We start from the raw sequence: 18,951 nt of genomic DNA, 5'->3' as shown, positions 1-18,951 counted from the left end.
GCAGAGATCGGTCTGCCTGATGTTTTTCATTGTGGTCGCCTGCGTCGTGGCTCTCAATGCTCATTTCTGCCAATGTCTTGCCTATTTCTCCAGAGTGCTGGAGAAATGGTACAAAATTGCGCACAATCAAATTGCCGCATTATTCCTAAGAAATTACGCGATATGAAACGTGAAGAGATATGCCGCCTACTGACGGATAAAATTAATAGACTGAAAGATAAAGAAAATAGTTTGTCAGATATGTTGCCTGATGTGCGCTTATTGTATGGCGAGAACCCCGGTGCGCGTACGCCAGTGATGTATGAACCTGGCATCATAATTCTCTTTTCCGGGCATAAAATCGGTTATATCAATGAACGCGTGTTTCGCTATGACGCCAATGAATACCTGCTGCTGACGGTGCCGTTGCCGTTTGAGTGCGAAACCTATGCCACGCCAGAGGTGCCGCTGGCGGGGGTGCGTCTCAATGTCGATATTTTGCAGTTACAAGAGCTGTTGATGGACATTGGCGAAGATGAACATTTCCAGCCGTCGATGGCTGCCAGCGGTATAAATTCCGCTACATTGTCCGAAGAGATTTTATGCGCGGCGGAGCGGTTACTGGATGTGATGGAACGACCGCTGGATGCGCGCATTCTCGGTAAACAGATTATCCGCGAAATTCTTTACTATGTGCTGACGGGGCCTTGCGGCGGCGCGTTACTGGCACTGGTCAGTCGCCAGACGCATTTCAGCCTGATTAGCCGCGTGCTGAAACGAATTGAGAATAAATACACCGAAAACCTGAGCGTTGAGCAACTGGCAGCAGAAGCCAATATGAGCGTTTCGGCGTTCCACCATAATTTTAAGTCTGTCACCAGTACCTCGCCGTTGCAGTATCTGAAGAATTACCGTCTGCATAAGGCGCGAATGATGATAATCCACGACGGCATGAAGGCCAGCGCGGCGGCGATGCGCGTCGGCTATGAAAGCGCGTCGCAATTTAGCCGTGAGTTTAAGCGTTATTTCGGTGTGACACCGGGAGAAGATGCCGCCAGAATGCGGGCGATGCAGGGGAGTTAAATGCGTTCCCGGCATGGCCACCGGGAACGGAGGAAATCGTCAGGCACTAGAGTACTTTTTTTTAATCACCACGAACAGCGTGCCTAACAAGCCAGCGGTTAGCAAGGCAATCGGCAGGATCATCAGGAACGTCATCACCTGATCTTCATGGCGTTTTACAAACGGGATCATGCTTAAGGCATAGCCAAAACTGGTTACCACGCTGACCCATAACAACCCGCTTAACCAGTTGAAAAACTGGAAGCGGCGGTTTGGAAGTCCGGAAATCCCCGCCATGGTTGGCAGCAGCGTGCGGACAAAGGCGAGAAAACGTCCAGCAAGCAGCGCCAGCAGACCGTGGCGGTCAAACATACAGGTGGCGCGCTGGTGATATTTGGCCGGAAGCTGTGCCAGCCAGCCTTTCACCGTTTTGGTATTACCCAGCCAGCGCCCCTGAATGTAACTCAACCAACAACCCAGGCTGGCTGCGGCAGTCAGAATCGTGATTGTTGGCAGAAAATCCATAACCCCCTGGGCAATCAATGCGCCAGCCAGAATCAACAAGCTGTCGCCAGGCAAAAATGAGGCGGGCAGCAGGCCGTTTTCTAAAAACAGCGTGGCAAACATGACAAAGTAAACAACGCTAACAATGTGAGGGTCCGCCAGCGCGGCAAAGTCATGTTGCCAGAGCGCAGCGATAATATCTTGAATAACAGCCATGGACTTTCCTGTGGAACAGCGTTTAAGCCTTAATTTGACTATTGTACTCCTGAATCGTCCGGGACGCCTTGATCCCGGACGCAACAATTTAAGACTATTCACAATTAAATGTCTGCAAAATTGTCCAAATTGGCAACGTTACACAATTCGCGCGAAGCCGGCGTCCAGATCGGCAATCAGATCGTCGACGTTTTCCAGACCAATATGCAGGCGAATCAAGGTGCCGCTAAAATCGATCATACCTTGCGGGCGGATGGCGGCGAGATGTTCTGGCTGGTTCGCGAGGATCAAGGATTCATACCCGCCCCATGAGAAGGCCATGCTGAATAAACTGAAGTTATCCAGATAGTTCGCCAGTTCTTCATCATTAAGTTTTTTCTTCAGGACAAAGGAAAATAGTCCGCTGCTACCTGTAAAGTCTCGTTTCCAGAACTCATGGCCTTTACTGCCTGGCAGAGCAGGGTGGTTAACTCGCTCAACCTGCGGATGTGCGGCCAGCCATTCTGCCACTTTCAGGCTGCTTTCATGATGTTGGCGCAGACGCACGCCCAGTGTACGCAGGCCACGACTGGTCATATAGGCGGTATCGGCGTCGACCATCTGCCCCATCAGATAGGCATTTTCCCGCAGTTGCTCCCAGCAACGGGCATTGCACACGGCAGTGCCAATCATCGCATCTGAATGCCCTACCAGATATTTGGTGGCGGCCTGAATAGAAACATCAATACCAAAATCAAGAGCTTTGAACAGCACTCCGGCAGCCCAGGTGTTATCGATCATAATGATGGCGTCCGGCACCACACTGCGTACGGCGGCAACAATCGCCGGAACGTCGTGGACTTCCATGGTGATGGAGCCTGGCGATTCCAGAAACACGATTTTAGTGTTTGGCTGCAGATGTTTAACGATATCGGCACCAATCAGCGGATCAAACCATGATGTCGTTACGCCCAACTTGCTGAGGATTTTGCTACAGAAATCCTGACTCGGCTCGTAGGCGGTATTGGTCATCAACACATGATCGCCCTGTTCAACAAAAGCAAGAATGGAATTTGCAACCGCAGCCGCCCCGCAAGGAAACAGCGCGCAACCTGCGCCACCTTCCAGTTCGCACATCGCTTCTTGTAATGAGAAGTGTGTTAACGTTCCGCGCCGTCCATAGAACAACTCGCCATTGGCGCGATTGCGCGTCGCATGTTTTTTGGCTTCCACACTGTCAAAGACCAGCGAAGAGGCGCGCTGAATCACGCTATTTACCGCGCCGAGAGTGTATTTTTTGCTGCGTCCTGCATTGACCAGTTGAGTATCAAGTTGTTTGTCTGCCATGTTGGGATTCCTGTTTTTATACGTCTGGATGTCTAAACTAGCACGAATGAGGTCATGCGCATCCTGAAGAATTGGCATAAAGCAGAAAAATTTCGCAAAAGGTGTACTGGTGACTTTTTTACTGCGTAAACGCAAAGAAAAGAAAGCAAAGGTACGGCAGTATGCAAATAGTAATGAGAACGACTATCAATTCGACGTCGTTTTGATATTATTGTGCGCAGATTTTGTGACTTGCGTCCTGGAGATACACAGTGGGTAATAATTTAATGCAGACGGACCTTTCCGTCTGGGGTATGTATCAGCACGCCGATATTGTCGTTAAGTGCGTGATGATTGGGCTGATTCTGGCCTCCGTAGTCACCTGGGCAATCTTTTTCAGTAAGAGCGTAGAGTTCTTCAACCAGAAGCGTCGCCTGAAGCGCGAGCAGCAACTGCTGGCTGAAGCACGCTCTTTAAACCAGGCCAGCGATATCGCCGCTGATTTTGGTAGCAAAAGCTTAAGCCTGCATTTGCTCAATGAAGCGCAGAACGAGCTGGAACTGTCAGAAGGCAGCGACGATAACGAAGGTATTAAAGAGCGTACCAGTTTCCGCCTTGAGCGTCGGGTCGCCGCAGTAGGTCGTCAAATGGGCCGCGGGAACGGTTATCTTGCTACCATCGGCGCAATTTCGCCGTTCGTTGGTCTGTTTGGTACGGTCTGGGGCATCATGAACAGCTTTATTGGTATCGCGCAAACGCAAACTACCAACCTGGCAGTGGTTGCACCGGGTATTGCAGAAGCGTTGCTGGCAACGGCAATCGGTCTGGTGGCAGCGATTCCGGCGGTCGTTATCTATAACGTATTTGCACGCCAGATTGGCGGCTTTAAAGCGATGCTTGGCGATGTCGCAGCGCAGGTATTGTTGCTGCAAAGCCGTGACCTGGATCTGGAAGCCAGCGCCGCTGCGCATCCGGTTCGTGTTGCACAAAAATTACGCGCAGGATAATGTCCGATGGCAATGCATCTTAACGAAAACCTCGACGATAACGGCGAAATGCATGATATCAACGTGACGCCGTTTATCGACGTGATGTTGGTTCTGCTGATTATCTTTATGGTGGCGGCACCGTTAGCGACGGTAGATGTGAAGGTGAACTTGCCTGCTTCTACCAGCACGCCGCAGCCGCGCCCGGAAAAACCGGTTTATCTGTCGGTGAAGGCGGACAACTCAATGTTTATCGGTAACGATCCGGTCACCGATGAAACGATGGTTACGGCGCTGAATGCGTTAACCGAAGGTAAGAAAGATACTACCATCTTCTTCCGTGCAGATAAGACCGTCGACTACGAGATGTTGATGAAGGTAATGGATAAGCTGCATCAGGCAGGTTACCTGAAGATTGGTCTGGTCGGCGAAGAAACTGCCAAAGCGAAGTAAAGAGAATTGCCTGATGCGCTACGCTTATCAGGCCTACAAAATCTATCGCAACGTGTTGAATTTGCACGAGCTGGTAGGCCAGATAAGGCGTTTACGCCGCATCCGACATTCGGTGCTCAATGCCTGATGCGACGCTGGCGCGTCTTATCAGGCCTACAAAATTTATCGCAACGTGTTGAGTTTTCATGAGTTTGTAGGTCGGATAAGGCGTTTACGCCGCATCCGGCAAGGTTAAAAGCACAATGATGCCCGGTTGCTATCACACAACCGGGTATTTTTTAGCCTAAATGTTCGCCGCCACACACGCCGTGCACTTCTGCGGTGACATAGCTCGACTCCTGACTTGCCAGATAAACATATACAGGGGCCAGCTCCGCCGGTTGCCCCGCACGTTTCATCGGTGTTTTCTGACCAAACTGCGGGATCTTATCCTGCGTCTGTCCGCCGGAAATTTGCAGTGCTGTCCAGATAGGGCCTGGCGCGACAATATTCACCCGAATACCTTTCTCCGCGACTTGTTTTGCCAGGCCACGGCTGTAGTTCAGAATCGCCGCCTTCGTAGCCGCATAGTCCAGCAAATGCGGGCTTGGCTGGTAGGCCTGGATTGACGAAGTGGTGATGATACTGGCGCCTTTCGGTAGCAGGGGGATCGCTTCCTGGGTTAGCCAGAACAGCGCGAAAACGTTAATGGCAAAGGTCTTTTGAAACTGTTCGCTGGTGAGGTCTGCAATATCAGGAATGGCAACCTGTTTCCCGGCGACCAGCGCCATAATATCCAGCCCGCCTAATGCCTTATGCGCGTCGTGAACCAGCGAACGGGCAAATTTCTCATCGCTTAAATCGCCCGGCAGCAGAATGGCTTTGCGTCCGCATTCTTCAATGATCTTTTTCACATCCTGAGCATCTTCTTCTTCCACGGGAAGATAACTGATCGCCACGTCAGCCCCTTCACGGGCGTAAGCGATGGCGGCAGCGCGACCGATTCCGGAATCGCCCCCTGTCACCAGTGCTTTACGATCTTTCAGGCGACCGCTACCGACATAGGTTTTCTCGCCGCAATCTGGCACGGGCGTCATCTTCGTCTGAATGCCGGGCGCTGGTTGTTTCTGTTTGGGATATTCACCAGTGTAATACTGTGTGGTCGGGTCTTTTAAATGAGACATCGCTTTTCTCCCTTCAGGTTCAACGTCCTTTAAGGGTAGACGCACGCGCCACGGTAATCAGGGAACCAGGAAGATCCCTAAACCTCGGATTTATGCGATAACGGGTTAACGTATATGTTGATTTGCTGTTGCGTGCTGTTAACTCAATTGCGATATACTGTTGCCCGTTTTAACTACACGACAGGAATGTATGGAACGTTTTCTTGAAAATGCAATGTATGCTTCTCGCTGGCTGCTTGCCCCCGTGTACTTTGGCCTTTCGCTGGCGCTGGTTGCCCTGGCGCTGAAGTTCTTTCAGGAGATTATTCACGTCCTGCCGAATATCTTCTCAATGGCAGAATCAGATTTGATCCTCGTGTTGCTGTCGCTGGTGGATATGACGCTGGTTGGCGGTTTGCTGGTGATGGTGATGTTTTCCGGTTATGAGAATTTCGTCTCGCAGCTGGATATCTCCGAGAACAAAGAGAAACTGAACTGGCTGGGGAAAATGGACGCAACGTCGCTAAAAAACAAAGTGGCAGCGTCGATTGTGGCAATCTCTTCCATTCACTTACTGCGCGTCTTTATGGATGCGAAAAATGTCCCGGATAACAAACTGATGTGGTACGTCATTATCCATCTGACGTTTGTGCTTTCTGCATTTGTGATGGGCTATCTTGACCGACTAACTCGTCATAATCACTGATCTTATGCGGGCGCGGTTCTCGCGCCCGGTATGAACTTGTTATTTATCGGAAGATGCTTGCCACAGGTTTAGCTCGCCATCGGCAATATGCTGGTCAATCTGCGCCAGTTCTTCGGTGCTAAACGTCAGATTATTCAGCGCCTCCACGTTCTCTTCCAGTTGCTCCGCACGGCTGGCACCAATCAATACCGACGTCACTCGCTCATCTTTCAGCAACCAGCTTAACGCCATTTGCGCCATAGACTGACCGCGCTGCTGTGCCATTTCATTCAATAACCGCAGGCTGTTGAGGTTAGCGTCGGTGAGCATTTTCGGTGTCAGGCCGCGCACTTTATGACCTTCGCGATGCATCCGCGAATCTTCAGGAATGCCGTTGAGATATTTTCCGGTCAGCAATCCCTGGGCCAGTGGGGTGAAGGCAATGCAGCCCACGCCGTTATTTTGCAGAGTATCCAGCAGGCCGCTTTTATCCACCCAGCGGTTCAGTAAATTGTATGAAGGCTGATGAATTAACAGCGGAATTTTCCATTCGCGCAGCAACTCGACCATTTTTTGTGTCCGCTCTGGCGAGTATGAAGAGATCCCAACATACAGCGCCTTACCACTTTGCACCGCATGGGCCAGCGCAGAGGCGGTTTCTTCCATCGGCGTATTTTCATCGACACGGTGCGAGTAAAAGATATCGACATACTCAAGCCCCATACGCTTCAGGCTTTGGTCGAGACTGGCAAGTAGGTATTTACGCGATCCGCCAGAGCCGTACGGGCCGGGCCACATATCGTATCCGGCTTTGGTAGAGATAATCAGTTCATCGCGATAAGCGGCAAAATCCTCCCGCAGCAGGCGACCAAAGTTCTCTTCTGCGCTTCCTGGCGGTGGCCCGTAATTGTTGGCTAAATCAAAGTGCGTAATGCCTAAATCAAACGCTTTACGCAGGATCGCACGCTGTGATTCCAGCGCGTTAACGTGACCGAAATTGTGCCATAAACCGAGCGATAACGCGGGCAGGCGTAATCCGCTTTTTCCGCAATAGCGGTACTGCATTTGCCCGTAACGTTCGGGATTCGCTAACCAGATCATGACATCTCCTTTCCACCATTCAATTTCGAAACAATGTTTCTAGTCTAGCGATTTACCTGGACGTATCCCGTAGCATCGCTCACAGAGTGACGAAAAACTGGGCAAAAACACACGCTTATGCTTTGCTTAAAAAAACAACAGTTGAGGAGTAAAACGATGCCGCGTTTGACCGCCAAAGATTTTCCGCAAGAGTTGCTGGATTACTACGACTATTACGCTCACGGGAAAATATCGAAACGTGAGTTCCTCAACCTGGCAGCGAAGTACGCGGTGGGCGGGATGACGGCGTTAACGTTGTTTGATTTGCTCAAGCCAAATTACGCGTGGGCGACCCAGGTGGAGTTTACCGACCCGGAGATTGTCGCTGAGTACATCACGTATCCTTCGCCAAATGGTCACGGCGAGGTTCGTGGTTATCTGGTGAAGCCTGCGAAGATGGGCGACAAAACACCCGCTGTGGTGGTCGTGCATGAAAATCGTGGGCTGAATCCGTATATCGAAGATGTAGCACGGCGGGTGGCTAAAGCGGGATATATCGCTCTGGCACCCGACGGTTTAAGTTCCGTTGGTGGTTACCCGGGAAATGATGATAAAGGCCGCGAACTGCAACAGCAGGTAGATCCAACCAAACTGATGAATGATTTCTTTGCCGCAATTGAGTTTATGCAACGCTATCCCCAAGCCTCGAGCAAAGTTGGCATAACCGGATTTTGCTATGGCGGCGGCGTCTCGAACGCGGCTGCCGTGGCGTATCCAGAACTGGCCTGTGCGGTGCCTTTTTATGGTCGCCAGGCACCTACTGCCGATGTGGCGAAGATCGAAGCGCCTTTACTGCTCCACTATGCTGAACTGGACACCCGAATCAATGAGGGCTGGCCCGCTTACGAGGCGGCGTTGAAGGCTAATAACAAAGTCTATGAAGCGTATATTTATCCGGGGGTTAACCATGGATTCCATAATGATTCCACGCCACGTTATGACAAATCAGCCGCCGATCTTGCCTGGCAAAGGACGCTGACATGGTTCGATAAATATCTTTCCTGAAGTGTTTATCCCTTAAAGGATAACGTCCTACATGTGCAGGAAAAAATAGCGTGCGTAAAAGTCGGAGTTTGCCTAAAATATCGCTATATATACTGATATATAACGTTTGAGGTAAACGATGAATAACCATTTCGGTAAAGGCTTAATGGCGGGATTAAAAGCAACGCATGCCGACAGTGCAGTTAATGTGACTAAATTTTGCGCCGATTATAAACGTGGTTTTGTATTAGGCTACTCGCACCGGATGTATGAAAAGACCGGCGATCGCCAGCTCAGCGCCTGGGAAGCGGGTATTCTGACGCGCCGTTATGGGCTGGATAAAGAGATGGTAATGGATTTCTTTCGTGAGAATAATTCCTGTTCTACGTTGCGCTTTTTTATGGCGGGTTATCGCCTCGAAAATTGATCAAACATACGTATTATCTTGCTTTAATTAATTACACTAATGCTTATTCCCTTCGTTTTAGCGCCCCGCCGCAGTATCATTGTAATGATAACCATAATAAATGTGTGGTAAATGGCGCATCGATCGCATTATTGATTTTGCGGTTGAGGCAAAATATATGCCAGGTCTTCGCAACGGAATAACTATAAATGACTGGAGATAACACCCTCATCCATTCTCACGGCATTAATCGTCGTGATTTCATGAAGCTTTGTGCAGCATTAGCCGCCACCATGGGGTTAAGTAGCAAAGCCGCCGCAGAGATGGCCGAATCGGTCACTAACCCGCAGCGCCCGCCGGTTATCTGGATTGGCGCGCAGGAATGCACCGGTTGTACGGAATCTCTGCTTCGTGCGACGCATCCAACGGTAGAAAACCTCGTGCTGGAGACTATCTCTCTGGAGTATCACGAAGTGCTTTCTGCCGCCTTCGGCCATCAGGTTGAAGAGAACAAACACAACGCGCTCGAGAAATACAAAGGGCAGTATGTGTTGGTTGTGGATGGTTCCATCCCATTAAAAGATAACGGTATTTATTGCATGGTTGCCGGTGAGCCGATTGTGGACCACATCCGCAAAGCGGCAGAAGGCGCAGCAGCCATTATCGCTATCGGTTCCTGCTCCGCGTGGGGCGGCGTCGCCGCTGCCGGGGTTAACCCGACTGGCGCGGTCAGCCTGCAAGAAGTTCTGCCAGGCAAAACCGTTATTAACATTCCAGGCTGCCCGCCGAACCCGCACAACTTCCTCGCGACCGTTGCGCACATCATCACTTACGGTAAACCGCCGAAGCTGGATAACAAAAACCGCCCGACCTTCGCTTATGGTCGTCTGATTCACGAACATTGCGAACGTCGTCCGCACTTCGATGCTGGTCGTTTTGCCAAAGAGTTCGGCGATGAAGGCCACCGCGAAGGCTGGTGCCTGTACCACCTCGGCTGTAAAGGGCCAGAAACTTACGGCAACTGCTCAACGCTGCAATTCTGCGACGTTGGCGGCGTGTGGCCGGTGGCAATTGGTCACCCATGCTATGGCTGTAACGAAGAAGGTGTCGGCTTCCATAAAGGCATCCATCAGCTTGCCAACGTCGAAAACCAGACGCCGCGTTCACAAAAACCGGATGTCAACGCTAAAGAAGGCGGCAACGTCTCTGCGGGCGCTATCGGTTTGCTCGGCGGTGTGGTTGGGCTGGTTGCCGGTGTCAGCGTGATGGCGGTGCGTGAACTGGGTCGTCAGCAAAAGAAAGATAACGCTGACTCACGGGGAGAATAACCGTGAACAGACGTAATTTTATTAAAGCAGCCTCCTGCGGGGCATTGCTGACGGGCGCACTGCCGTCTGTCAGTCATGCGGCTGCTGAAAACCGCCCGCCAATTCCGGGATCGCTGGGTATGTTGTACGACTCGACCTTGTGCGTAGGCTGTCAGGCTTGCGTCACCAAGTGTCAGGATATCAACTTCCCTGAACGTAACCCGCAAGGGGAACAGACCTGGTCGAACAACGACAAACTGTCGCCGTATACCAATAACATCATTCAGGTGTGGACCAGCGGCACGGGCGTCAACAAAGACCAGGAAGAGAACGGCTACGCGTACATTAAGAAACAGTGTATGCATTGCGTCGATCCGAACTGTGTCTCCGTGTGTCCGGTTTCTGCACTGAAAAAAGATCCGAAAACCGGCATTGTCCATTACGACAAAGATGTGTGCACCGGCTGCCGTTACTGCATGGTTGCCTGTCCGTACAACGTGCCGAAGTACGACTACAACAACCCGTTTGGTGCGCTGCATAAATGTGAGCTGTGCAACCAGAAAGGTGTGGAACGTCTCGATAAAGGCGGTCTGCCTGGCTGCGTAGAAGTATGCCCGGCGGGGGCGGTGATTTTTGGTACGCGTGAAGAGCTGATGGCGGAGGCGAAAAAACGTCTGGCGCTGAAGCCTGGCAGCGAATACCACTATCCGCGTCAGACGCTGAAATCTGGCGACACTTACCTGCATACGGTGCCGAAATATTATCCGCATCTGTACGGCGAGAAAGAGGGCGGCGGTACTCAGGTTCTGGTACTGACGGGCGTTCCTTATGAAAATCTCGACCTGCCGAAACTGGACGATCTTTCTACCGGTGCGCGTTCCGAAAATATTCAACACACCCTGTATAAAGGCATGATGCTACCACTGGCTGTGCTGGCGGGCTTAACCGTGCTGGTTCGTCGCAACACCAAAAACGACCATCACGACGGAGGAGACGATCATGAGTCATGATCCACAACCGCTGGGCGGCAAAATCATCAGTAAACCGGTCATGATTTTTGGACCGTTAATCGTCATCTGTATGCTCCTGATTGTGAAGCGTCTGGTGTTCGGTCTGGGCTCTGTCTCCGACCTGAACGGCGGCTTCCCGTGGGGCGTGTGGATCGCGTTTGACCTGTTGATCGGCACCGGCTTTGCCTGTGGCGGCTGGGCGCTGGCGTGGGCGGTATACGTCTTTAACCGTGGGAAATACCATCCGCTGGTGCGTCCGGCGCTGTTGGCAAGTCTGTTCGGTTATTCACTGGGCGGCTTGTCGATCACTATCGACGTGGGTCGCTACTGGAACCTGCCGTACTTCTACATTCCGGGTCACTTCAACGTGAACTCGGTACTGTTCGAGACGGCGGTCTGTATGACCATCTACATCGGCGTGATGGCACTGGAGTTTGCTCCGGCACTGTTTGAACGTCTGGGCTGGAAGGTTTCTCTCAAGCGTCTGAACAAGGTGATGTTCTTCATCATTGCACTTGGCGCGCTGTTGCCGACCATGCACCAGTCTTCAATGGGGTCGCTGATGATCTCGGCGGGCTACAAAGTGCATCCGCTGTGGCAAAGCTATGAAATGTTGCCGCTGTTCTCGCTGCTGACGGCGTTCATCATGGGCTTCTCGATTGTCATCTTTGAAGGTTCGTTGGTGCAGGCGGGTCTGCGTGGCAATGGTCCAGATGAAAAGAGCCTGTTCGTCAAGCTGACCAACACCATCAGTGTGTTGCTGGCGATTTTCATCGTGCTGCGCTTTGGCGAGCTTATCTATCGCGACAAGCTGTCGTTAGCGTTTGCCGGTGACTTCTACTCCGTGATGTTCTGGATTGAAGTCCTGCTGATGCTCTTCCCGCTGGTGGTTCTGCGTGTGGCGAAGCTGCGTAATGATTCCCGCATGTTGTTCTTGTCGGCACTGAGCGCGCTGTTAGGTTGTGCAACCTGGCGTCTGACCTATTCGCTGGTGGCATTCAACCCGGGCGGCGGTTACGCCTACTTCCCGACCTGGGAAGAACTGTTGATTTCTATTGGTTTTGTGGCTATTGAGATTTGCGCTTACATCGTACTCATTCGTCTACTGCCGATACTTCCTCCTTTAAAACAAAACGATCATAATCGTCATGAGGCGAGCAAAGCATGAGCCAGAGAATTACTATTGATCCGGTAACCCGAATTGAAGGGCATTTACGCATCGATTGCGAAATCGAAAATGGCGTCGTTTCGAAAGCATGGGCTTCCGGTACCATGTGGCGCGGCATGGAAGAGATCGTGAAAAACCGCGATCCGCGCGATGCATGGATGATTGTGCAACGTATCTGTGGCGTATGTACTACTACTCACGCACTGTCTTCCGTTCGTGCGGCAGAAAGTGCGCTGAATATCGACGTTCCGGTTAACGCGCAATACATCCGTAATATCATTCTGGCTGCGCACACTACGCATGACCATATCGTTCATTTCTATCAGCTTTCGGCGCTGGACTGGGTGGACATCACTTCTGCACTGCAAGCTGATCCAACCAAAGCCTCCGAAATGCTGAAAGGCGTTTCGACCTGGCATCTGAACAGCCCGGAAGAGTTCACCAAAGTTCAGAACAAGATCAAAGATCTGGTTGCCAGCGGTCAGTTGGGTATTTTCGCCAATGGCTACTGGGGTCACCCGGCGATGAAACTGCCGCCGGAAGTGAACCTGATTGCGGTAGCGCACTACCTGCAAGCGTTGGAGTGCCAGCGTGACGCTAACCGCGTCGTGGCGCTGCTGGGCGGTAAAACGCCGCACATTCAGAACCTGGCGGTAGGTGGTGTCGCGAACCCGATCAACCTCGACGGTTTGGGCGTGCTGAACCTTGAGCGCCTGATGTACATCAAGTCTTTCATCGACAAGCTGAGCGACTTTGTTGAACAGGTTTATAAGGTTGATACCGCAGTTATCGCCGCGTTCTACCCGGAATGGCTGACGCGCGGTAAAGGTGCGGTGAACTACCTGAGCGTGCCGGAATTCCCGACCGACAGCAAAAACGGCAGCTTCCTGTTCCCGGGTGGCTACATTGAGAATGCGGATCTGTCCTCGTATCGTCCGATCACTTCCCATTCCGATGAATACCTGATCAAAGGGATTCAGGAAAGCGCGAAGCACTCCTGGTATAAAGACGAAGCGCCGCAGGCACCGTGGGAAGGCACCACCATTCCGGCTTACGACGGTTGGTCTGACGACGGTAAATACTCCTGGGTGAAATCGCCGACTTTCTACGGCAAAACGGTAGAAGTGGGTCCGCTGGCTAACATGCTGGTGAAACTGGCGGCAGGTCGCGAGTCTACCCAGAACAAACTGAATGAAATCGTTGCGATTTATCAGAAACTGACTGGCAACACGCTGGAAGTGGCGCAGCTGCACTCCACGCTGGGCCGTATTATTGGTCGTACCGTTCACTGCTGCGAATTGCAGGATATCCTGCAAAACCAGTACAGTGCACTGATCACCAATATCGGCAAAGGCGATCACACCACCTTTGTGAAACCGAACATTCCGGCAACGGGTGAGTTTAAAGGCGTTGGCTTCCTCGAAGCGCCGCGCGGTATGCTCTCTCACTGGATGGTGATCAAAGACGGTATCATCAGCAACTACCAGGCGGTTGTTCCATCAACCTGGAACTCCGGTCCGCGTAACTTCAATGATGACGTCGGTCCTTACGAGCAGTCGCTGGTGGGTACACCGGTTGCCGATCCGAATAAACCGCTGGAAGTGGTGCGTACCATTCACTCCTTCGACCCGTGCATGGCCTGTGCGGTACACGTAGTGGATGCCGACGGCAACGAAGTGGTTTCAGTGAAGGTTCTGTAATGCGTATTTTAGTCTTAGGGGTCGGCAATATTTTGCTGACCGATGAAGCCATCGGTGTGCGGATTGTTGAAGCGTTAGAGCAACGATACATTCTGCCGGATTATGTTGAGATCCTCGATGGCGGCACGGCGGGAATGGAGCTGCTTGGCGACATGGCAAATCGCGATCATCTGATTATCGCCGATGCCATTGTCTCGAAAAAGAACGCGCCGGGAACGATGATGATCCTGCGGGATGAAGAAGTTCCGGCGTTGTTTACCAACAAAATCTCTCCGCATCAGCTTGGCCTGGCCGACGTCTTGTCGGCCCTGCGCTTCACCGGTGAGTTTCCGAAAAAGCTGACCCTGGTCGGCGTGATCCCGGAATCGCTGGAGCCGCACATCGGCTTAACGCCGACGGTTGAAGCAATGATTGAACCTGCGCTTGAGCAGGTTCTGGCTGCGCTGCGCGAATCAGGCGTGGAAGCTATCCCACGGGAGGCAACTCATGACTGAAGAGATAGCAGGTTTCCAGACCTCCCCGAAGGCGCAAGTACAGGCAGCATTTGAAGAAATTGCCCGGCGTTCGATGCACGATCTCTCTTTTCTGCATCCTTCAATGCCGGTGTATGTTTCCGACTTTACGCTGTTCGAAGGTCAGTGGACGGGGTGTGTGATCACCCCGTGGATGCTGAGTGCAGTTATCTTCCCCGGCCCGGATCAACTTTGGCCGCTGCGCAAAGTGAGTGAAAAAATCGGTCTGCAACTGCCGTATGGCACTATGACCTTTACCGTTGGCGAACTGGACGGTGTGTCGCAATACCTCTCCTGCTCGCTGATGTCGCCGCTTTCGCACAGCATGTCGATTGAAGAGGGCCAACGCCTGACGGATGACTGCGCGCGAATGATCCTTTCGCTGCCAGTCACTAATCCGGATGTACCACATGCAGGGCGTCGCGCCCTGCTGTTTGGTCGCAGGAGTGGCGAAAATGCATGAGTTGTCGCTTTGCCAGAGCGCCGTTGAGATTATCCAACGGCAGGCGGAGCAGCACGATGTTAAGCGCGTCACCGCCGTGTGGCTGGAAATTGGCGCGCTCTCCTGCGTTGAGGAGAGCGCCGTCCGTTTTAGTTTTGAAATTGTCTGCCACGGAACGGTGGCGCAAGGGTGCGATTTACATATCGTCTATAAACCCGCCCAGGCCTGGTGCTGGGATTGCAGCCAGGTGGTGGAGATTCATCAGCACGATGCGCAGTGTCCGCTCTGTCACGGCGAGCGGTTGCGTGTCGATACCGGCGATTCGCTGATCGTCAAAAGTATTGAAGTTGAATAACCGGAGTTAACAATGTGTATTGGCGTTCCAGGCCAGGTGCTGGCTGTCGGTGAAGATATTCACCAGCTTGCGCAGGTTGAAGTATGTGGTATCAAGCGCGACGTGAATATCGCCCTGATTTGCGAAGGTAACCCTGCCGATCTGCTGGGCCAGTGGGTACTGGTGCACGTCGGATTTGCCATGAGCATCATCGACGAAGACGAAGCCAAAGCCACATTAGACGCACTGCGCCAAATGGATTACGACATTACCAGCGCGTGATGATTAAAACCGGATGCTTTCGTAGGCCTGATAAGACGCGCGAGCGTCGCATCAGGCATTGTGCTTGATTGCCGGATGCGGCGTGAACGCCTTGTCCGGCCTACATGGCTTGCTGCGATATGCACCAACCATTACCCCTGACGCTTATCTTCCGTATTTGTCTCGAAATCACTGGCGTCATGGCGCTCATGCAACTGCTCGTTCAGCGGCCCGTTGGTGCGGTTAACAATACGCCCACGTTTCACTGCCGGACGTTCGCCCACTTCTTTCGCCCAGCGTTGCACATGCTTATAACTGCCCGCATCAAGAAACTCTGCGGCATCATACACGCCACCTAACACCACGTTGCCAAACCACGGCCAAATCGCCATATCCGCAATGGTGTACTCGTCTCCCGCAACAAACTTGTGCTGCGCCAGCTGCTTATCCAGCACGTCGAGAAGACGCTTGGCTTCCATGGTAAAGCGGTTAATGGCGTACTCAATTTTCACTGGCGCGTAATGATAAAAGTGACCAAAACCACCGCCGAGGAACGGCGCAGCGCCCTGTAACCAGAACAGCCAGTTCAGCGTTTCGGTACGCTTTGCCAGATCCTGCGGCAGGAAGTAGCCAAATTTCTCGGCCAGATAAAGCAGAATCGATCCTGACTCAAACACGCGGATTGGCGGGTTATGCGTATGATCGCGCAGAGCGGGAATTTTCGAGTTCGGGTTCACTTCGACAAAACCGCTGGAGAATTGATCGCCATCGCCAATGCGAATCAGCCACGCGTCGTACTCTGCGCCGGTGACGCCCAGCGCCAGCAGCTCCTCAAGCATAATCGTTACTTTCTGACCGTTCGGCGTTCCCAGCGAATAGAGTTGCAATGGGTGTTTGCCAACGGGCAGCGTTTTTTCATGTGTCGGACCAGAAACCGGGCGATTGATATTGGCGAACGCGCCGCCAGCGGATTTATCCCACGTCCAGACTTTCGCGGGCTGATAAGTATTGTCTGCCATAGTGAGTTGCCTTCTGAGTGGTAGTGTTGAAGCAGTGTAGCAGGTCACTTGCTGTACAGAATGTGAATTTTTTAACCCTTTGCGCCAGCCGCTGCGTTGAGGTGTATGATAAGTCTAACCTCTGTCCGGTTAATGTCGCTGAGCAGGTAATCAGAGCACAACAATTACGCCAACTGCTTAGGTTGTATTGTTAAAGGTAAAGTGATGAGCAAAGGAACGACCAGCCAGGATGCCCCGTTCGGGACGTTATTGGGCTACGCCCCCGGTGGTGTAGCAATCTACTCTTCAGATTACAGTTCTCTCGATCCGCAGGAATACGAAGATGATGCCGTATTCCGTAGCTATATCGACGACGAATATATGGGCCACAAATGGCAATGCGTTGAGTTTGCTCGCCGTTTTCTCTTTCTGAACTACGGTGTGGTCTTCACTGACGTGGGTATGGCGTGGGAGATTTTCTCGCTGCGCTTCCTGCGTGAAGTGGTTAATGACAACATTCTGCCATTGCAGGCATTTCCTAACGGTTCGCCACGTGCGCCGGTCGCGGGCGCGCTTCTTATCTGGGATAAAGGCGGTGAATTTAAAGATACCGGCCATGTCGCCATCATTACGCAATTACATGGCAACAAAGTCCGTATTGCCGAACAGAACGTGATTCATTCCCCGTTGCCGCAAGGGCAACAGTGGACGCGCGAGCTGGAGATGGTGGTAGAAAACGGCTGCTATACCCTCAAAGACACCTTTGATGACACCACTATTCTGGGCTGGATGATTCAGACGGAAGATACCGAATACAGCTTGCCACAGCCGGAAATTGCAGGCGATTTGTTGAAGATCAGCGGAGCGCGCCTGGAAGACAAAGGCCAGTTTGACGGTAAATGGCTGGATGAAAAAGATCCGCTGCAAAACGCCTACGTGCAGGCGAACGGTCAGGTGATCAATCAGGATCCGTATCATTACTACACCATTACGGAGAGCGCCGAACAGGAGCTGGTTAAAGCCACCAACGAGCTGCACCTGATGTATCTTCACGCCACCGATAAAGTGCTGAAAGATGACAACCTGCTGGCACTGTTCGATATTCCGAAAATCCTCTGGCCGCGTTTGCGCCTCTCCTGGCAGCGTCGTCGTCACCATATGATCACCGGTCGTATGGATTTTTGTATGGATGAGCGTGGCCTGAAGGTCTATGAATACAACGCCGACTCCGCCTCCTGTCATACTGAAGCGGGCTTGATCCTCGAACGTTGGGCGGAGCAGGGCTATAAAGGCAACGGCTTCAATCCGGCGGAAGGTCTGATTACCGAACTGGCTGGCGCGTGGAAACACAGTCGCGCGCGTCCGTTTGTCCATATCATGCAGGACAAAGATATTGAAGAGAACTATCACGCTCAGTTTATGGAGCAGGCGCTGCAACAGGCGGGCTTTGAAACGCGTATCTTGCGCGGGCTAGATGAACTGGGCTGGGATGCTGCCGGACAACTGATTGATGGGGAAGGGCGACTGGTTAACTGCGTATGGAAGACCTGGGCGTGGGAAACGGCGTTTGATCAGATTCGCGAAGTCAGCGACCGTGAATTTGCTGCGGTCCCGATTCGCACTGGTCATCCGCAAAATGAAGTGCGCCTGATTGACGTTCTGCTACGCCCGGAAGTGCTGGTTTTTGAACCGCTTTGGACGGTGATCCCTGGCAACAAAGCGATTCTGCCAATTCTCTGGTCGCTGTTCCCGCATCATCGTTATCTGCTGGATACCGATTTCACTGTTAATGATGAACTGGTGAAAACCGGTTACGCCGTGAAACCGATTGCCGGTCGCTGTGGTAGCAATATCGACCTGGTCAGCCATCATGAAGAGGTGCTCGACCAAACCAGCGGTAAATTTGCCGAGCAGAAAAATATCTACCAGCAACTGTGGTGTCTGCCAAAAGTGGACGGTAAATACATTCAGGTATGTACTTTCACCGTGGGCGGCAACTACGGTGGGACGTGTTTGCGCGGCGATGAATCTCTGGTCATCAAAAAAGAGAGTGATATTGAGCCGTTAATTGTGCTGAAAGAGTAATAGACTTTTTCGCAAACCCGTGCTGATTATCAAAAATAGTCAGCACGGAAAATCGTTCATGGAATGCTCAAAATATTGAATATTGAAATACATTAAGTTAATAAATTCACTATATGAATGTATTAATGATTGAAATGATTCGCCATTAATTATTTCTTAAAATTTTGAATGGCAACTTATTATCTGATACTAAAGAAATAACACTCTTTTTATCGTTAAAAAATGATATTTCACTTTGCCCGCGCCGTTAAAGTCACTGATAATGCGTCCGT

At 51.8% G+C, this 18,951-nt stretch carries 20 protein-coding genes; 15 read left to right on the top strand and 5 right to left on the bottom strand.

Annotation, left to right across the window (positions count from 1 at the left end):
- Positions 1-162 precede the first annotated feature (162 nt).
- The gene (gene yqhC / locus FEK66_RS14845) at positions 163-1,062 is read left to right on the top strand and encodes a DNA-binding transcriptional regulator YqhC (RefSeq protein ID WP_138158408.1); all 900 of its coding nucleotides are present in this window, start codon (positions 163-165) and stop codon (positions 1,060-1,062) included.
- A gap of 39 nt (positions 1,063-1,101) precedes the next feature.
- Here yqhC and yghB read toward each other — a convergent pair whose 3' ends face one another.
- Both yghB and metC read right to left on the bottom strand, forming a co-directional pair.
- Complete coding sequence (yghB, locus tag FEK66_RS14840; RefSeq protein WP_064529651.1) at positions 1,102-1,761, bottom strand: DedA family general envelope maintenance protein YghB; 660 nt, start codon at positions 1,759-1,761, stop codon at positions 1,102-1,104.
- A 138-nt stretch (positions 1,762-1,899) separates the two neighbouring features.
- A complete protein-coding gene (gene metC / locus FEK66_RS14835) occupies positions 1,900-3,087 on the bottom strand; it encodes a cystathionine beta-lyase (protein ID WP_135495074.1) in 1,188 nt (395 codons plus the stop codon).
- A gap of 251 nt (positions 3,088-3,338) precedes the next feature.
- Between metC and exbB the strand changes: the two genes are divergently transcribed.
- The gene (gene exbB / locus FEK66_RS14830; RefSeq protein ID WP_130208037.1) at positions 3,339-4,073 is read left to right on the top strand and encodes a tol-pal system-associated acyl-CoA thioesterase; all 735 of its coding nucleotides are present in this window, start codon (positions 3,339-3,341) and stop codon (positions 4,071-4,073) included.
- A gap of 6 nt (positions 4,074-4,079) precedes the next feature.
- A complete protein-coding gene (exbD, locus tag FEK66_RS14825) occupies positions 4,080-4,505 on the top strand; it encodes a TonB system transport protein ExbD (RefSeq protein ID WP_130208035.1) in 426 nt (141 codons plus the stop codon).
- A gap of 278 nt (positions 4,506-4,783) precedes the next feature.
- On the opposite strand, the gene yghA is transcribed toward exbD, so the two are convergent.
- A complete protein-coding gene (gene yghA / locus FEK66_RS14820) occupies positions 4,784-5,668 on the bottom strand; it encodes an NADP(+)-dependent aldehyde reductase (RefSeq protein ID WP_130208033.1) in 885 nt (294 codons plus the stop codon).
- A 190-nt stretch (positions 5,669-5,858) separates the two neighbouring features.
- Here yghA and FEK66_RS14815 point away from each other — a divergent pair, with 190 nt between their 5' ends.
- Positions 5,859-6,353, top strand: coding sequence for a TIGR00645 family protein (locus FEK66_RS14815; protein ID WP_000439331.1), 495 nt, complete (start codon positions 5,859-5,861; stop codon positions 6,351-6,353).
- 39 nt (positions 6,354-6,392) lie between these two features.
- On the opposite strand, the gene gpr is transcribed toward FEK66_RS14815, so the two are convergent.
- Positions 6,393-7,433 (bottom strand): L-glyceraldehyde 3-phosphate reductase, encoded by a 1,041-nt coding sequence (gene gpr / locus FEK66_RS14810; protein WP_135495073.1) that lies wholly within the window; start codon positions 7,431-7,433, stop codon positions 6,393-6,395.
- 156 nt (positions 7,434-7,589) lie between these two features.
- On the opposite strand from gpr, the gene yghX reads away from it, so the two are divergent.
- The 10 genes from yghX to hybG all read left to right on the top strand — a co-directional run bounded on the left by yghX (position 7,590) and on the right by hybG (position 15,617).
- A complete protein-coding gene (gene yghX, locus FEK66_RS14805) occupies positions 7,590-8,477 on the top strand; it encodes a YghX family hydrolase (protein ID WP_135495072.1) in 888 nt (295 codons plus the stop codon).
- 118 nt (positions 8,478-8,595) lie between these two features.
- Complete coding sequence (yghW, locus tag FEK66_RS14800) at positions 8,596-8,883, top strand: DUF2623 family protein YghW (protein ID WP_001059136.1); 288 nt, start codon at positions 8,596-8,598, stop codon at positions 8,881-8,883.
- A gap of 188 nt (positions 8,884-9,071) precedes the next feature.
- The gene (gene hybO, locus FEK66_RS14795) at positions 9,072-10,190 is read left to right on the top strand and encodes a hydrogenase 2 small subunit (protein ID WP_130208025.1); all 1,119 of its coding nucleotides are present in this window, start codon (positions 9,072-9,074) and stop codon (positions 10,188-10,190) included.
- 2 nt (positions 10,191-10,192) lie between these two features.
- Positions 10,193-11,179, top strand: coding sequence for a hydrogenase 2 operon protein HybA (gene hybA / locus FEK66_RS14790; RefSeq protein WP_001081870.1), 987 nt, complete (start codon positions 10,193-10,195; stop codon positions 11,177-11,179).
- Positions 11,169-12,347, top strand: coding sequence for a Ni/Fe-hydrogenase cytochrome b subunit (gene hybB, locus FEK66_RS14785; protein WP_135495071.1), 1,179 nt, complete (start codon positions 11,169-11,171; stop codon positions 12,345-12,347). Before hybA ends, hybB begins: the two co-directional genes overlap by 11 nt.
- The gene (gene hybC / locus FEK66_RS14780; RefSeq protein WP_000083065.1) at positions 12,344-14,047 is read left to right on the top strand and encodes a hydrogenase 2 large subunit; all 1,704 of its coding nucleotides are present in this window, start codon (positions 12,344-12,346) and stop codon (positions 14,045-14,047) included. The genes hybB and hybC overlap by 4 nt, the downstream gene beginning before the upstream one ends.
- Positions 14,047-14,541: a HyaD/HybD family hydrogenase maturation endopeptidase gene (locus FEK66_RS14775; protein ID WP_001221940.1), complete on the top strand. Its 495-nt coding sequence runs from the start codon at positions 14,047-14,049 to the stop codon at positions 14,539-14,541. The genes hybC and FEK66_RS14775 overlap by 1 nt, the downstream gene beginning before the upstream one ends.
- Positions 14,534-15,022 (top strand): hydrogenase-2 assembly chaperone, encoded by a 489-nt coding sequence (hybE, locus tag FEK66_RS14770; protein ID WP_000134014.1) that lies wholly within the window; start codon positions 14,534-14,536, stop codon positions 15,020-15,022. Before FEK66_RS14775 ends, hybE begins: the two co-directional genes overlap by 8 nt.
- Positions 15,015-15,356, top strand: coding sequence for a hydrogenase maturation nickel metallochaperone HypA (gene hypA / locus FEK66_RS14765; protein ID WP_000544953.1), 342 nt, complete (start codon positions 15,015-15,017; stop codon positions 15,354-15,356). Before hybE ends, hypA begins: the two co-directional genes overlap by 8 nt.
- Positions 15,357-15,368: 12 nt before the next feature.
- The gene (gene hybG, locus FEK66_RS14760; RefSeq protein WP_000334896.1) at positions 15,369-15,617 is read left to right on the top strand and encodes a hydrogenase maturation factor HybG; all 249 of its coding nucleotides are present in this window, start codon (positions 15,369-15,371) and stop codon (positions 15,615-15,617) included.
- Between the two features lie 131 nt (positions 15,618-15,748).
- Here hybG and yghU read toward each other — a convergent pair whose 3' ends face one another.
- Entirely contained in the window at positions 15,749-16,615 is an 867-nt protein-coding gene (gene yghU / locus FEK66_RS14755) for a glutathione-dependent disulfide-bond oxidoreductase (protein ID WP_131162508.1), read from the bottom strand.
- 204 nt (positions 16,616-16,819) lie between these two features.
- On the opposite strand from yghU, the gene gss reads away from it, so the two are divergent.
- The gene (gene gss, locus FEK66_RS14750) at positions 16,820-18,679 is read left to right on the top strand and encodes a bifunctional glutathionylspermidine amidase/synthase (RefSeq protein ID WP_130208023.1); all 1,860 of its coding nucleotides are present in this window, start codon (positions 16,820-16,822) and stop codon (positions 18,677-18,679) included.
- Positions 18,680-18,951 lie beyond the last annotated feature (272 nt).

It is taken from the genome of Escherichia sp. E1130 (genome assembly GCF_005781065.1).
In the GTDB taxonomy this organism is placed as follows: Bacteria; Pseudomonadota; Gammaproteobacteria; order Enterobacterales; family Enterobacteriaceae; genus Escherichia.
The sequence above is the reverse complement of the archived record's forward strand: the minus strand, read 5'-3'. Positions and strand labels throughout refer to the sequence as shown.